A 14,433-nucleotide genomic window follows, 5' to 3' on the forward strand; every position below is an offset into this window, starting at 1 on the left:
CCGGGCTCACTCCCCGCCGGCCGTGCCGCGCACCACGACCACCGGGCACGGCGAGTGCTGGGTCACATGCAGCCCCACCGACCCCAGCATCGCCGCCCTGAAGCCGCTGTGGCCGCGTGCGCCGACGACCAGGAGCGAGGCGCCCTCGGCCCGGTCCAGGAGGGTCTCGGCCGGGTTGCCGACGAGGACCGTACGGGTGACGGCGGAGGCGGCGTCGGTGCCCAGGACACGTGCCAGCGACTCGTCCTGGATCTGCCTGGCCAGCCTCTCCGGGTCGAGCTCCACCGGGATGCCGGGCACCATCGAGGCCCAGCCGGACGCCGGATACTCCCAGGTGGTCACTGCCTCCAAAGAGGCACCGGTCAGCTGCGCCTGCCGTGCGGCCCAGCCCAGGGCGTCCAGCGAGCCGTCCGAGCCGTCCACGCCGACCACGATCCTGCCCATGCGTGCCTCCCGGTCCGGTCCGGCTCCTGGGATCCGTAGTTCCACGGAAGCTCCACGGCAGACCCCGCGCAAACCGGATCAGTCGAGTCCGAGACCGGCGAGCTGCCGCTGGAAGGCCAGGATCCCGTCCTCCTCCCGCTCGTTCTCCCGGTCCCGCTCGTTCCCGCTGCTGCCGGTGCTCCCGGCCGTCCCGGCCCCTTGGGCGGGCGGCACGGCCATCAGCCCGGCCAGCTCGCCGCCTGCCCGGCGGATCCGGGTCCGGAGGCTCTCGGTGTACTCGTCACCGCCCGAGCCCCAGTCCTCCGGGGCCGCGTACACGGCGGTCGGCACGACCAGCGCCCGCAGCTGGGCGAAGAGCGGCCGCAGCGCGTGCTCGAGCACCAGCGAGTGACGGGCGGTGCCGCCGGTCGCGGCGATCAGGACCGGTTTTCCGGTCAGTGCCCGCGGATCCATCAGATCGAAGAACGACTTGAACAACCCGCTGTAGGAGCCCGCGAAGACCGGTGTCACGGCGATCACGCCGTCCGCATCCGTCACCGCGTCGACCGCGGCGGCCGACGCGGGCTGCGGAAAGCCGGTCACGAGGTTGTTGGCGATGGCCACGGCCAGATCACGCAGCTCGACGACCTCGACCACCACCTTGCGGTCCTGCTCGGCGAGTCCGCCCTGGACCGCCTCGGCGAGGCGGTCGGCGAGCAGCCGGGTGGACGAGGGGCTGCTCAGCCCCGCCGACACGGCGACGAGCTTCAGCTGTTCCATGGTCAGGTCTCCTTGCCGGTGGTGCGGCGGGCGGCAACGGCGGGGTGCAGGGGGGCGTCCGGGACGCCTGCGGGCCGCAGGTTCGCGAACTCCTTGCGCAGGACGGGGACGACCTCCTCGCCGAGGATGTCGAGCTGCTCCAGCACCGTCCTCAGCGGCAGCCCGGCGTGGTCCATCAGGAACAGCTGGCGCTGGTAGTCGCCGACGGACTCGCGGAACGACAGGGTCCGGTCGATGACCTGCTGGGGGGAGCCGACGGTCAGCGGTGTCTGCTCGGTGAACTCCTCCAGGGAAGGCCCGTGCCCGTAGACCGGCGCGTTGTCGAAGTAGGGACGGAACTCCGCGACCGCGTCCTGCGAGTTCCTGCGCATGAAGACCTGTCCGCCGAGGCCGACGATCGCCTGCTCGGGGGTGCCGTGCCCGTAGTGCGCGTACCGCTTCCGGTACAGCTCGACCATGCGCCTGGTGTGCTCGGCGGGCCAGAAGATGTTGTTGTGGAAGAAGCCGTCGCCGTAGTACGCGGCCTGTTCGGCGATCTCCGGCGAGCGGATCGAGCCGTGCCAGACGAAGGGCGGGACACCGTCCAGGGGCCGCGGTGTGGAGGTGAAGCCCTGCAGCGGCGTGCGGAACCTGCCCTCCCAGTCGACGACGTCCTCCCTCCACAGCTTGTGGAGAAGGGCGTAGTTCTCGATGGCCAGCGGGATGCCCTGGCGGATGTCCTGACCGAACCAGGGGTAGACCGGTCCGGTGTTGCCACGGCCCGTCATCAGGTCCACGCGACCGTCGGCGAGGTGCTGCAGCATGGCGTAGTCCTCGGCGATCCTCACCGGGTCGTTGGTGGTGATCAGTGTCGTGGACGTGGACAGGACCAGGTTCTCGGTGCGCGCCGCGATGTGCCCGAGCAGCGTGGTCGGCGAGGACGGCACGAACGGCGGATTGTGGTGCTCGCCGGTCGCGAAGACGTCCAGGCCGACCTCCTCGGCCTTGAGCGCGATGGCGACCATCGCCTTGATCCGTTCGTGCTCGCTCGGGGCGCTGCCGTTGGTCGGATCGGTGGTCACGTCGCCGACGGTGAAGATCCCGAACTGCATCGCGTTCGCCTCCAGGGTTTCCAGTTGATTGAATATTCAACTGACACCTGAACCGAGGCGGGGCCTGCTTCTATTCCGCCGTGGTCCGAGCGCCTCGGAGCCCGCACGTGTCGGGCTCCGGATCCAAGGCCGCGGCAGGCGTGCGCCGCCGCCCTCGGCGTCGTCGATCGAATCGTCCGTATGCGGGACGGCGCCCCTCCCGGTGTCCCGTGCACTCCGCGCCCATGGCCCCGGTCCCCGGGGCTGAGGCGGGAACGCATGTGCGGAGCGGCGAACAGTAGAGTTCCGGACCGTGAGCCCCGACCCCCGCCCGACCACCCGGCCCGCCGTCATCGTTGCCGGGATCGGCGCAGACGGCTGGGACGGGCTGCCCGAGGCGTCCCGCACCGCTCTGCGCGAGGCCGACGTGCTCATCGGAGGAGCACGCCAGCTCGCCCTCCTGCCGGCTGAGTGCGCGGGCGAACGCGTGCCGTGGCCCTCGCCGCTGCGCCCCGCCGTGCCGGGGCTTCTCGCCGCGCACGCCGGGCGGCGGGTGGCCGTGCTCGCGAGCGGCGACCCCATGTTCTACGGGATCGGACGGGCGCTGGCGGAGGAGCTCGGCGCGGAAGCCCTGCACGTACTGCCGCATCCCTCGTCCATGTCCTACGCCTGCGCCCGTCTCGGCTGGCCGCTGGAGGACACCGGGACGGTCACCCTGGTCGGCCGCCCACTGGCCTCCCTCGCGGCCGCGCTCCACGACGGGCGACGGCTGCTGGTGCTCAGCGCGGGGGCGGCGACGCCGGGCGAGACGGCGCGGCTGCTGCGGGAACGGGGCTACGGGCCGAGCCGGATGCATGTCCTGGCCCGGCTCGGTTCGGAGCAGGAATCCCATGTCAGCGGCACCGCCGCCGAGTGGGAGCACCCGCCGGGCGATCCGCTGAATCTCGTCGCCGTCGAGTGCGTGCGCGCGGCGGACGCGCTGCGGCTGTCGGCCGTCCCGGGGCTGCCGGACGAGGCATACGAGAACGACGGCCAGCTCACCAAGCGCCATGTCCGCGCCGCGACGCTCGCCGCACTGGCTCCGGCGCCCGGGGAGCTGCTGTGGGACATCGGCGGCGGCTCCGGGTCGATCGCCATCGAGTGGATGCGTACGCACAGCTCGTGCCGGGCCATCACGGTCGAGCGGGACGCGGTACGGGCGGAACGCATCGTCCGCAACGCGGAGACGCTCGGCGTGCCCGGGCTGCGCGTCGTCGGCGGAGCCGCACCGTCCGCCCTGGCAGGGCTGCCGGTACCCGACGCGGTGTTCATCGGTGGCGGGCTCACCGCGGCCGGGCTTCTGGACGCCTGCTGGGCCGCCCTCCCGGCCGGCGGGCGGCTCGTCGCCAACACCGTGACGCTGGAGTCCGAGGCGCTGCTGGCCGACCGGTACCGGCGGCACGGGGGCGACCTGGTGCGGCTCGCGGTGGCGCACGCCGTTCCGGTCGGCGGCTTCACCGGCTGGCGCCAGCCGATGCCCGTCACCCAATGGTCCGTCACCAAATCAGGAGATGATCCTTCATGACCGTCCACTTCATCGGTGCGGGCCCCGGTGCGGCCGACCTGATCACGGTGCGGGGTGCGCGGACGCTCGCGTCGTGCGGGGTCTGTCTGTACGCCGGCTCGCTCGTACCCCGCGAACTGCTGGCCGAGTGCCCGCCGCAGGCCCGCCTGGTCGACACCGCCCGGCTCGACCTGGACCAGATCGTCGCCGAGATCGTCCGCGCCCACGAGGAGGGCCACGACGTCGCCCGGCTGCACTCGGGGGACCCCTCGGTCTTCAGCGCGGTGGCGGAGCAGATGCGGCGGCTGGACGCGCTGGGCATCGCGTACGAGGTCGTCCCGGGCGTGCCCGCGTTCGCGGCCGCGGCTGCCGCGCTGAAGCGCGAACTGACCGTTCCGACGGTCGGCCAGACGGTCATCCTGACGCGCATCGCGCAGCAGGCCACACCCATGCCGCCCGGCGAGGACCTGGCCACCCTGGGGCGCAGCGGCGCGCTGCTCGTGCTGCACCTGGCCGCCCGCTACGTCGACCGTGTCGTCGACGAACTGCTGCCGCACTACGGGGCCGACTGCCCGGCCGCGGTCGTCGCCATGGCCAGCCGCCCCGACGAGGTGGTCCTGCGGGGGACGCTGGACGACATCGCCCAGCAGACGAAGGGAGCGGGCATCACCAAGACCGCGGTGATCATCGTCGGCCGTACGCTCGCCGCATCGCAGTTCCGGGACAGCCACCTGTACGACCCCGCGCGCGACCGTCACATCTGCTGACGGGGATCCCCGCTCCCCCGTCTGCCCTTGCTCCCGCGGCTTCCCCGCCCCCCGTGCCGCACGGGACCCGGAGGACCGGGCCTCGGAGCCACGCCCGTTGCCGCCCGCCGGTGCGACGGGACGTCCATGGCCCGCCGGGGCGGAGACCACCTGGCCGCCCGCTTCCGGTCCCCACGGTGTGACGTTCCCCTCCCGGCAGGCACGCGGTGGGGCCCGTCGGAGCCCGGGCCCGGGCGAGGGCTCCCCCTCGGGAGGCGACCGCAGCTCGCGCGGTGGAGGCGCACGGGGGCACGGCGGCCACGTCGTGGTCCACGCGGACCACGGACGGGCAGGCGGCGGGCCGCAGGCCGCGCCCGTCGACGAGCGGGGCCGGCGCCGGGGGCCCGTCGGCCGTGCGAAGCACCCGCCACCGGCCGGTGCCGGGATGTCAGCCCCCGGTCGTCGTCAGCGCGGCAACCCAGGCCATCGCCTCCTCCGGCGTCGCCACCACCGGCACGCCCTCCGGGACCGGCGGGCGGCGGACCACGACCACCGGGATGCCCGCCTCGCGGGCCGCGGTCAGCTTCGGGGCCGTCGCCGCGGCCCCGCTGTCCTTCGTCACCAGCACATCGATGCGATGGCGGCGCAGCAGCTCCCGTTCTCCGTCCAGGGTGAAGGGACCGCGGTCCAGGAGGACCTCCATACGGGGCGGATGCGGCGGCTCCGGGGCGTCCACGGAGCGGACGAGGAACCACGGCTCCTCGAGACGGGCGAAGGCCGCCAGGCCCATGCGGCCCGTCGTGAGGAACACCCGGCCGCCCAGCCCCGGCAGGGCGTCGGCCGCCCGGGGCAGGGAGTCCACGAGGTGCCAGTCGTCGCCCTCGACGGGGGCCCAGCCGGGGCGGCGCAGAGCGAGCAGGGGAACATGGGCCTGGTCGGCGGCACGTGCCGCGTTGAAACTGATCGTCCCGGCGAAAGGATGGGTGGCGTCGATGAGCACATCCACCCGCTGCCCGCGCAGCCAGTCGGCGAGGCCCTCCACCCCGCCGAAGCCGCCGACGCGCACGTCGCCCCGGGGCAGCCTGGGCGCCGCGACCCGGCCCGCGAGCGAGGTCGTCACCCGCAGCCCACTGGTGTGCAGGGCCTCGGCGAGCGCGCGGGCCTCCGTCGTGCCGCCCAGGACGAGGATGTGCATGGGGGAGGACCTTCCATGAGTGAGCCCGCGGCCACCGGCGGGCGCAGCGCCCAACTCAAGCACACCGGCCTGCGGCCCGGATGGACCACCGGTGCCTGCGCGACCGCGGCCACGACCGCCGCGTACACCGCCCTGCTCACCGGGGAGTTCCCCGACCCGGTGACGATCACGCTGCCCAAGGGCCAGACCCCGGCCTTCGCCCTGGCCGCCGAGGAACTGGCGGACGGGTGTGCCATGGCGGGCATAGTGAAGGACGCGGGCGACGACCCGGACGTGACCCATGGCGCGCTGGTCCGCGCGACGGTACGGATCCTGCCGCCCGGCTCGGGCGTCGTCTTCCGCGCCGGCCCCGGCGTCGGCACGGTCACCCGCCCCGGACTGCCCCTGGATGTGGGGGAGCCCGCGATCAACCCCGTGCCGCGCCGGATGATGCGCGACCACGTCGCGCTCGTGGCCGGGCGGCACGGCGGCACCGGCGACGTGGAGATCACCGTCTCCGTCGACCACGGCGAGGAGATCGCCCGCTCCACCTGGAACCCGCGCCTCGGCATCCTGGGCGGCCTCTCCGTCCTGGGCACCACGGGGATCGTCGTCCCCTACTCCTGCTCCGCCTGGATCGACTCGATCCGGCGTGGGGTGGACGTGGCCAGGGCGGCCGGCCGTACGCATCTCGCGGGCTGTACCGGCTCGACGTCCGAGAAGACCGTGGCCTCGCTCCACGACCTTCCCGAGGACGCCCTGCTCGACATGGGCGACTTCGCGGGAGCGGTCCTCAAGTACGTGCGCCGGCATCCGGTGGACCGGCTCACCGTCTGCGGCGGCTTCGCGAAGCTGTCCAAACTGGCCGCCGGCCATCTGGATCTCCACTCCGCCCGGTCCCAGGTGGACAAGGAGTTCCTGGCGGCGCTGGCGCGCCGGGGCGGCGCGGACGAGCCGCTGGCCGCGGAGATCGCATCCGCCAACACCGGCCTCGCCGCCCTCCAGCTGTGCGCCGCCCGCGGCGTCCCTCTGGGCGATCTGGTGGCCGAGGCGGCCCGGGACCAGGCCCTCGGAGTGCTCAGGGGGGCACCGGTCACGGTGGACGTGGTGTGCATCGACCGTGCCGGGACGGTGGTGGGCCGTTCGTCACCGAAGGGCCCGCGGGGCTGACCGGGCACCGGAGGAGGCCCGAGGCCCGGATCGGGCTGGATCGGTGCGCGGGGCACGCGAGCCCGGCAAGATCCAAACGAGACGCCCTGGTGGCTCCCACTGACACCAGGGGGAGGAGGGGGCGCGGTCCCGGGCCGAACCCGGGACCGTGGGCCCGGGGTCAGCTCCGCGGATCCGGCTCCGGCTCCGGGTAGGTCCGCGGGGTCCAGACGATCTCCTCGCCCGATCCCCTCCGCACCGTACGGCTCCGGGACGAACCGACCAGCAGCAGCGTCCTCATGTCGACCACCGCCGGGTCGAGTTCGGCGAGGCGCACGATCCGTACGCTCTCCTCCGGACCGCCGACATCGCGGGCCACGACCACGGGCGTGTCCGGTGCACGGTGTTCCAGCAGCAGTTCACGGGCCTTGGCCACCTGCCAGGTGCGGCTGCGCGAGCCCGGGTTGTAGAGGGCCAGCACGAGATCGGCGGAGGCAGCCGCCCGCAGGCGCTCCGCGATGACCTCCCACGGCTTGAGCCGGTCCGAGAGCGAGATCGTCGCGTAGTCGTGGCCCAGCGGTGCACCGGCGCGGGCCGCCGCGGCGTTCGCCGCGGTCACACCCGGCAGGACACGCACGGGCACGCCCCGGTACGGCTCCTCGGACGCGACCTCCAGCACCGCCGTGGCCATCGCGAAGACCCCGGGGTCGCCGCCGGACACGACGGCGACGCGCCGCCCGCGCCGTGCGAGGTCCAGGGCGAGCTCGGCGCGCTCCGACTCCACCTTGTTGTCGGAGCCGTGGCGGCGCTGGCCGGGGCGGGCCGGTACCCGCTCCAGGTAGGTCGTGTAGCCGACGAGGTCGTCGGCGGATGCGAGCGCCCCCCGGGTCTCGGGCGTGAGCCAGAGCGGGCCCGCGGGGCCGGTGCCGACGACGACGACCTCGCCCTCGGCGCGGGCGGCCGGAGGCACTTCGTCGACCCGGCTCGGCAGCACCGCGACCGAGAAGTACGGCACCGACTCCGGGTCCACGTCCGCCAGATGTTCCGTGCGCTCGCCCTCCATCGTGGCCCGCTCCACGTAGTGCGCGTCGTCCAGCCGGCCCGCGCGGTCCAGAGCACGGCGCACCGCCGGGAACGTACGTCCCAGCTTCATGACCACCGCCGAGTCGGTCGAGGCGATACGGGCCGTCAGCTCCTCCTCCGGCAGGGTGCCGGGGATGATCGTCAGCACTTCCTCGGCCTCCACCAGCGGCTTGCCGAGCCGGGCGGCGGCCGCACTCACCGAGGTGACGCCGGGGACGACCTCGGTCGGATAGCGATGGGCCAGGCGCTTGTGCATGTGCTGGTAGGACCCGTAGAAGAGCGGGTCGCCCTCCGCCAGCACGGCCACGGTCCGTCCGGCGTCGAGGTGCGCCGCGAGCCGCTCGGCGGCCTCCTCGTAGAAGTCGTCGAGCGCACCCCGGTAGCCACCGGGGTGGTCGGTGGTCTCGACCGTGATCGGATACATCAGGCGCTCTTCGATGTGGTCGGAGCGCAGGTGCTTCGCCACGATCGAGCGGGCGATGGAACGGCCGTGGCGGGCACAGTGGTACGCCACGACGTCCGCCTCCGCGATGACCTCGACCGCTCGCAGGGTCATCAGGGACGGGTCGCCGGGGCCGAGCCCGACGCCGTACAGCCGGCCGCGCTTCTCGGTGCTCATTCCGCCTCACTCGCCATTGCGTTGATCGCCGCGGCCGCCATGGCGCTGCCGCCGCGCCGCCCGCGCACCACCAGGTGGTCCAGTTCCGAACCGTGAGCGGCGAGCGCGTCCTTGGACTCGGCCGCGCCGATGAAACCGACCGGGACGCCGATGACGGCGGCGGGGCGGGGCGCCCCCTCCTTGATCATCTCCAGGAGCCGGAAGAGGGCGGTGGGTGCGTTGCCGACGGCGACGACCGCTCCGTCGAGACGGTCGCGCCACAGCTCCAGGGCGGCGGCGCTGCGAGTGGTGCCCAGTTCGGCGGCGAGCGCCGGCACGGACGGGTCGGAGAGCGTGCAGATCACGTCGTTGTCGGCGGGCAGCCGCTTGCGCGTGACTCCGCTCGCCACCATCTGGGCGTCGCACAGGACGGGGGCACCCGCGCGCAGGGCCGCACGGCCGCGGGCCACCACCTCGGGCGAATAGGCGAGATCGCGGACGAGATCGACCATGCCGCAGGCGTGGATCATCCGCACCGCGACCTGGCTGACATCCGCGGGGAGCGCGGCGAGGTCGGCTTCGGCGCGGATGGTGGCAAAGGACTGGCGGTAGATCTCCGCCCCGTCCTTCTCGTAGTCGAACACTCTGCTCTCGCTCATTTCGTCGTCGTACGGGTACGGGTGTGGGTACGTGCCCTGGCCACGGCGTCCTCGAGTTGTGCGGGTGACGTCACGGGTACGCCGACCCCGTGCACGCTCACGCGGTAGCTGCCGTCGCCGGTGGCCACGACGTCCACGTACTCCTCCTGCGGATGGCCGCATCTGCGCTCGCAGCCCGACCAGTACACGGGCAGTGCGCCCGGTCGGGCCTTCGCGTCGGCTCTGACGTCGGCCAGGGACTTGGCGCATCCGGGCCGTCCGGTACAGGCGCCGACGCCGTACCAGGGGGAGTCGGCGCTGGTGATCAGTCCGGCGCCGGCCAGCCGCGCAAGGCGTGCCCGCGCCGCTTCGCGATCGGCGAATCCGGTCACGACGATCCCGCGCCACGGGGTGAGCCGTACCTCGCCCGAGGGCTCGGGAAACAGTGCGCGGACCTGCGCGACGGTGAGCCGACCGAGCGGCGCGGCGACGGAAACGGTCCAACGGCCGGGCCCTTCGACGACCCCGGGCCGGGGGCCCCGCCCTCCGGGCACGCCCGGCAGCGGACCGTCACCGTCGGCGGTGACCGCGTGCCCGTCCTCCGGTGGGCCGGGTGGCCGGGCCGGTTCCGCCGGGATGCCCGCCCTTTCCAGATATGCGCCGAGCGCCATGTCCTGTGCGGCAGGCAGCTCCCCGACGCGCCAGGCGCCCGTGCCGGCCGCGGCGGCCGCGGCGAGGAAGGCTTCGGCGGCGGCGACGGCCGCCCGCGGGGCATCGGCGGCGGGGACGCGGAAGGCGGCCTTCCCGGCCCGCACGACGGCCGAGTCGCGCATCCGGTCGCCCGCCGGGTTGCCCGCCCGGTCGCCCGGCTCTGCGAGCAAGGTCACATCGGCGCCGAGCCCGGACACATCGCCACGCCCGTCGTCCAGAGCGAACAGGAACCGGCCTGAGAGGCCGGCCGCCCATCCGGTCGCGCACAGCAGTGCGTCCAGTTCGCGGGTCCACAACTGCACGTCCGCGCAACCGAGTCCGTCCAGGCCGGCGAGCGGTGAGGCCACGATGTTCCGCACCCGCTCATGGGTCTCGGTCGGCAGCAGGCCGGTCTCCCGCAGCAAGCTCGCGAGCCGCGCTCCGCACGCCTCCCCCAGGCCCCGCAGCTCGACGTTCCCCCGTGAGGTGATGCTGAGCGACCCGTCGCCCAGCGACTCCGCCGCATCGGCCAGGACTGAGAACTGACGAAACGTCAAAAGCCCGCCGGGCAGGCGCAGTCGGGCTAGCAGCCCGTCGTCCGCCGCATGCAGCCGCAGTGCGCCGGGGCAGGCGTCGCCCCGGTCCCGTATGCGAGGTTCGCCCGGGTCTGCTGGGGTTGAGGGAGTGGGCGGCATGGCGGCGAGCATACCCACGTCCTTCCAGGTGGCCCCCCTCCTGGCAGCGGGCAGCCTCTACTATGCAGACGGCACAGGGTCCCAGGACCCTAGGGAGGAAGCCCGGTGGGAATCCGGCGCGGTCCCGCCACTGTGAGCCAGGCCTCGTCCACGGGGTCCGGTGAGTCAGGAACTCCCGCCGTCCTCACGACCACCCGGGGCGCGGACACCCCGAGGAAGGCCTGGCGCACGCCATGATCCTGCTGTTGTCGACCTCCGACACCGACCTGCTCAGTGCCCGTGCGGCCGGGGGCCCGGTCGAGTACCGGTTCGCCAACCCCTCGCGGCTCCCGCTCGACGAGCTGCCCGCCCTGCTGGACGGCGCCGACCTCGTCGTCGTACGCCTTCTCGGCGGAATCCGCGCCTGGCAGGAGGGCCTCGACATCCTGCTCGCCCAGCAGAAGCCGGTCGTCGTCCTCAGCGGTGAACAGGCTCCCGACGCCCAGCTGATGGAGGCGTCCACCGTCCCCATCGGCATCGCGGCCGAGGCGCATGCCTATCTCGCCCACGGCGGTCCGGACAATCTGGAACAGCTCGCCCGTTTCCTGTCCGACACGGTCGTGCTGACGGGCCACGGATTCGAACCGCCGGCCTCCGCGCCCACCTGGGGCCACCTGGACCGCGAGACGAGGAGCGCTTCGGGCCCCACGGTCGCCGTGCTCTACTACCGCGCCCACCACATGAGCGGCAACACCGCCTTCGTCGGCACTCTCTGCGACGCCATCGAGGACGCGGGCGCCCAGGCCCTCCCCCTCTACGTCGCCTCCCTGCGCGCCCCCGAGCCCGAACTCCTCGACCGGCTGCGGGGCGCCGACGCCATCGTCACCACTGTCCTCGCCGCGGGCGGCACCCGCCCCGCCGAAGCGCAGGCCGGCGGCGACGACGAGTCCTGGGACGCGGGCGCGCTCGCCTCCCTCGACGTGCCGGTGCTGCAGGCCCTGTGCCTGACCGGGACGCGCAGTGCCTGGGAGGAGAACGACGAAGGGCTGTCCCCGCTGGACGCCGCCAGCCAGGTCGCCGTGCCCGAGTTCGACGGGCGCCTGATCACCGTCCCGTTCTCCTTCAAGGAGATCGACGAGGACGGCCTCCCGGCGTATGTCGCCGACCCCGAGCGGGCCGCCCGTGTCGCCGGTATCGCCGTGCGCCACGCCCGGCTGCGCCACATCCCGAACGCCGAGAAGCGCCTCGCCCTGGTGCTGTCCGCGTATCCGACCAAGCACTCCCGCATCGGCAACGCGGTGGGCCTCGACACCCCCGCGTCCGCCGTCTCCCTCCTGCGCCGCCTGCGCTCGGAGGGGTACGACTTCGGTGCCGAGGAGGAGGTGCCCGGCCTGGAGTCGGGCGACGGCGACGAGCTGATCCGCGCGCTCATCGAGGCGGGCGGCCACGACCAGGACTGGCTCACCGAGGAGCAGCTCGCCCGCAACCCGGTCCGTATCCCGGCCGCCGACTACAGGCGCTGGTACGCCACGTTGCCCGCCGAACTGCGCGAGCACGTCGAGGAGCACTGGGGCCCCGCGCCCGGCGAGATGTTCCTGGACCGGTCCCGCAACCCCGAGGGCGACATCGTGCTCGCCGCGCTGCGCCGCGGGAACCTCCTGATCGTCATCCAGCCCCCACGCGGCTTCGGCGAGAACCCGATCGCGATCTACCACGACCCCGATCTGCCGCCCTCGCACCACTACCTCGCCGCCTACCGCTGGATCGCCGCCTCCGCCGACGACGGCGGCTTCGGCGCCGACGCGATGATCCACCTCGGCAAGCACGGGAACCTGGAGTGGCTGCCCGGCAAGAACGCGGGCCTGTCCGCCGCCTGCGCCCCCGACGCGGCGCTGGGCGATCTGCCGCTGATCTACCCGTTCCTGGTCAACGACCCGGGCGAGGGCACCCAGGCCAAGCGCCGGGTGCACGCCACCCTCATCGACCATCTCGTCCCGCCGATGGCCCGCGCCGACTCGTACGGCGACATCGCGAGGCTCGAGCAACTGCTCGACGAGTACGCGCAGATCTCCTCCATGGACCCGGCGAAGCTCCCGGCCATCCGCGCCCAGATCTGGACCCTGATCCAGGCGGCGAAGCTGGACCACGACCTGGGTATGGACGACCGGCCCGACGACGACGGCTTCGACGACTTCCTGCTCCATGTCGACGGCTGGCTGTGCGAGGTCAAGGACGCCCAGATCCGGGACGGTCTGCATGTCCTCGGCGGCGCTCCGACCGGACCCGAGCGGGTCAACCTCGTCCTCTCCATCCTCCGCGCCCGTCAGATCTGGGGCGGTACGGCCGCGCTGCCCGGACTGCGCGAAGCCCTCGGCCTCGACGAGTCCGCGGCCACCCGTACCACCGCCGACGAGGCTGAGGCCGCCGCCCGTGCCCTGGTCGAGGCGATGGAGGCGGCCGACTGGGACCTGGCCGCCGTCGCCTCCGTGGCGGAGGGGCACGGAAAGGCCGTCGCCGACATCCTGGCCTTCGCCGCCCGCGAGGTCGTCCCGCGGCTGTCCGCCACGACGGACGAGCTCGACCATGCGGTGCACGCGCTGAACGGCGGCTTCGTCCCGGCGGGTCCCTCGGGCTCGCCCCTGCGCGGACTGGTCAACGTCCTGCCGACCGGACGCAACTTCTACTCCGTCGACCCGAAGGCCGTCCCCTCCCGGCTCGCCTGGGAGACCGGCCAGGCCCTCGCCGACTCGCTGCTGACGCGTTACCGCACCGACAACGGCGACTGGCCCACCTCCGTCGGCCTCTCCCTGTGGGGCACCAGCGCGATGCGCACCGCCGGTGACGATGTCGCCGAGGCCCTCGCGCTGCTGGGCATCCGCCCCGTCTGGGACGACGCGTCGCGCCGGGTCAGCGGTCTGGAGCCCGTCCCCGCCGAGGAGCTGGGCCGCCCGCGCATCGATGTCACGCTACGGATCTCCGGCTTCTTCCGGGACGCGTTCCCGCACGTCATCGGCCTGCTCGACGACGCGGTGCGGCTCGCCGCCTCGCTCGACGAGCCCGCCGAGGTCAACTACGTACGCGCCCATGCCCAGGCCGACCTCGCCGAGCACGGCGACGAGCGCCGCGCCACCACCCGTATCTTCGGCTCCCGCCCGGGCACCTACGGCGCCGGTCTCCTCCAGCTGATCGACTCCCGGGACTGGCGCACCGACGCCGATCTCGCCGAGGTCTACACGGTGTGGGGCGGCTACGCCTACGGCCGCGGTCTCGAAGGCCGCGCCGCGCGCGAGGAGATGGAGACGGCGTACAAGCGGATCGCGGTCGCGGCGAAGAACACGGACACCCGCGAGCACGACATCGCCGACTCCGACGACTACTTCCAGTACCACGGCGGGATGGTCGCCACCGTCCGCGCCCTGCGCGGCCGGGCGCCCGAGGCGTACATCGGCGACTCGACCCGACCCGAGACGGTCCGCACCCGCACCCTCGTCGAGGAGACCTCGCGCGTCTTCCGCGCCCGGGTCGTCAACCCCAAGTGGATCGAGGCGATGCGCCGCCACGGCTACAAGGGGGCCTTCGAACTCGCCGCGACCGTGGACTACTTGTTCGGCTACGACGCCACCACCGGCGTCATCGCCGACTGGATGTACGACAAGCTCACCCAGACCTACGTGCTGGACCCGGAGAACCGCGAGTTCCTCCAGCAGGCCAACCCCTGGGCCCTGCACGGCATCGCCGAGCGCCTGCTGGAGGCGGAGTCGCGCGGCATGTGGGAGAAGCCCGACCCGGCGGTCCTCGAGGCGCTGCGCCAGGTGTTCCTGGAGACGGAGGGGGATCTGGAGGGCGGGGACGATTAGGTCCGGGG

The 14,433-nt window shown here is 73.4% G+C and carries 11 protein-coding genes and 1 riboswitch; of the genes, 4 read left to right on the forward strand and 7 right to left on the reverse strand.

Annotated features, from left to right (window positions below; translation table 11 throughout):
* Nucleotides 1–6: 6 nt before the first annotated feature.
* The 3 genes from AC068D_RS09785 to AC068D_RS09795 form a co-directional block, all read right to left on the reverse strand.
* Nucleotides 7–444, reverse strand: coding sequence for a universal stress protein (locus AC068D_RS09785; RefSeq protein ID WP_478822428.1), 438 nt, complete (start codon nucleotides 442–444; stop codon nucleotides 7–9).
* 78 nt (nucleotides 445–522) lie between these two features.
* Entirely contained in the window at nucleotides 523–1,203 is a 681-nt protein-coding gene (locus AC068D_RS09790; protein ID WP_478822429.1) for an FMN reductase, read from the reverse strand.
* 2 nt (nucleotides 1,204–1,205) lie between these two features.
* Complete coding sequence (locus tag AC068D_RS09795; RefSeq protein ID WP_478822430.1) at nucleotides 1,206–2,294, reverse strand: LLM class flavin-dependent oxidoreductase; 1,089 nt, start codon at nucleotides 2,292–2,294, stop codon at nucleotides 1,206–1,208.
* 292 nt (nucleotides 2,295–2,586) lie between these two features.
* Here AC068D_RS09795 and cbiE point away from each other — a divergent pair, with 292 nt between their 5' ends.
* A complete protein-coding gene (gene cbiE / locus AC068D_RS09800) occupies nucleotides 2,587–3,837 on the forward strand; it encodes a precorrin-6y C5,15-methyltransferase (decarboxylating) subunit CbiE (protein ID WP_478822431.1) in 1,251 nt (416 codons plus the stop codon).
* Nucleotides 3,834–4,583, forward strand: coding sequence for a precorrin-4 C(11)-methyltransferase (gene cobM / locus AC068D_RS09805; protein ID WP_478822432.1), 750 nt, complete (start codon nucleotides 3,834–3,836; stop codon nucleotides 4,581–4,583). The genes cbiE and cobM overlap by 4 nt, the downstream gene beginning before the upstream one ends.
* Before the next feature lie 427 nt (nucleotides 4,584–5,010).
* On the opposite strand, the gene AC068D_RS09810 is transcribed toward cobM, so the two are convergent.
* A complete protein-coding gene (locus AC068D_RS09810) occupies nucleotides 5,011–5,757 on the reverse strand; it encodes a cobalt-precorrin-6A reductase (RefSeq protein ID WP_478822433.1) in 747 nt (248 codons plus the stop codon).
* Between the two features lie 15 nt (nucleotides 5,758–5,772).
* Here AC068D_RS09810 and AC068D_RS09815 point away from each other — a divergent pair, with 15 nt between their 5' ends.
* The gene (locus AC068D_RS09815) at nucleotides 5,773–6,906 is read left to right on the forward strand and encodes a cobalt-precorrin-5B (C(1))-methyltransferase (protein ID WP_478822434.1); all 1,134 of its coding nucleotides are present in this window, start codon (nucleotides 5,773–5,775) and stop codon (nucleotides 6,904–6,906) included.
* 160 nt (nucleotides 6,907–7,066) lie between these two features.
* Here AC068D_RS09815 and AC068D_RS09820 read toward each other — a convergent pair whose 3' ends face one another.
* The 3 genes from AC068D_RS09820 to AC068D_RS09830 are packed head-to-tail and all read right to left on the reverse strand — an operon-like array spanning nucleotide 7,067 to nucleotide 10,589.
* Nucleotides 7,067–8,587, reverse strand: coding sequence for a precorrin-2 C(20)-methyltransferase (locus AC068D_RS09820; protein ID WP_478822435.1), 1,521 nt, complete (start codon nucleotides 8,585–8,587; stop codon nucleotides 7,067–7,069).
* Nucleotides 8,584–9,225 (reverse strand): precorrin-8X methylmutase, encoded by a 642-nt coding sequence (locus AC068D_RS09825; RefSeq protein WP_478822436.1) that lies wholly within the window; start codon nucleotides 9,223–9,225, stop codon nucleotides 8,584–8,586. Before AC068D_RS09825 ends, AC068D_RS09820 begins: the two co-directional genes overlap by 4 nt.
* Nucleotides 9,222–10,589 (reverse strand): cobalamin biosynthesis protein CobG, encoded by a 1,368-nt coding sequence (locus AC068D_RS09830; protein WP_478822437.1) that lies wholly within the window; start codon nucleotides 10,587–10,589, stop codon nucleotides 9,222–9,224. The genes AC068D_RS09825 and AC068D_RS09830 overlap by 4 nt, the downstream gene beginning before the upstream one ends.
* A 55-nt stretch (nucleotides 10,590–10,644) precedes the next feature.
* Nucleotides 10,645–10,783: riboswitch (cobalamin riboswitch) on the forward strand.
* Nucleotides 10,784–10,822: 39 nt separating this feature from the next.
* Between AC068D_RS09830 and cobN the strand changes: the two genes are divergently transcribed.
* Nucleotides 10,823–14,425 (forward strand): cobaltochelatase subunit CobN, encoded by a 3,603-nt coding sequence (cobN, locus tag AC068D_RS09835; RefSeq protein WP_478822438.1) that lies wholly within the window; start codon nucleotides 10,823–10,825, stop codon nucleotides 14,423–14,425.
* The last annotated feature ends 8 nt before the right edge of the window (nucleotides 14,426–14,433 follow it).

The organism is Streptomyces sp. NPDC043861, from assembly GCF_056435905.1.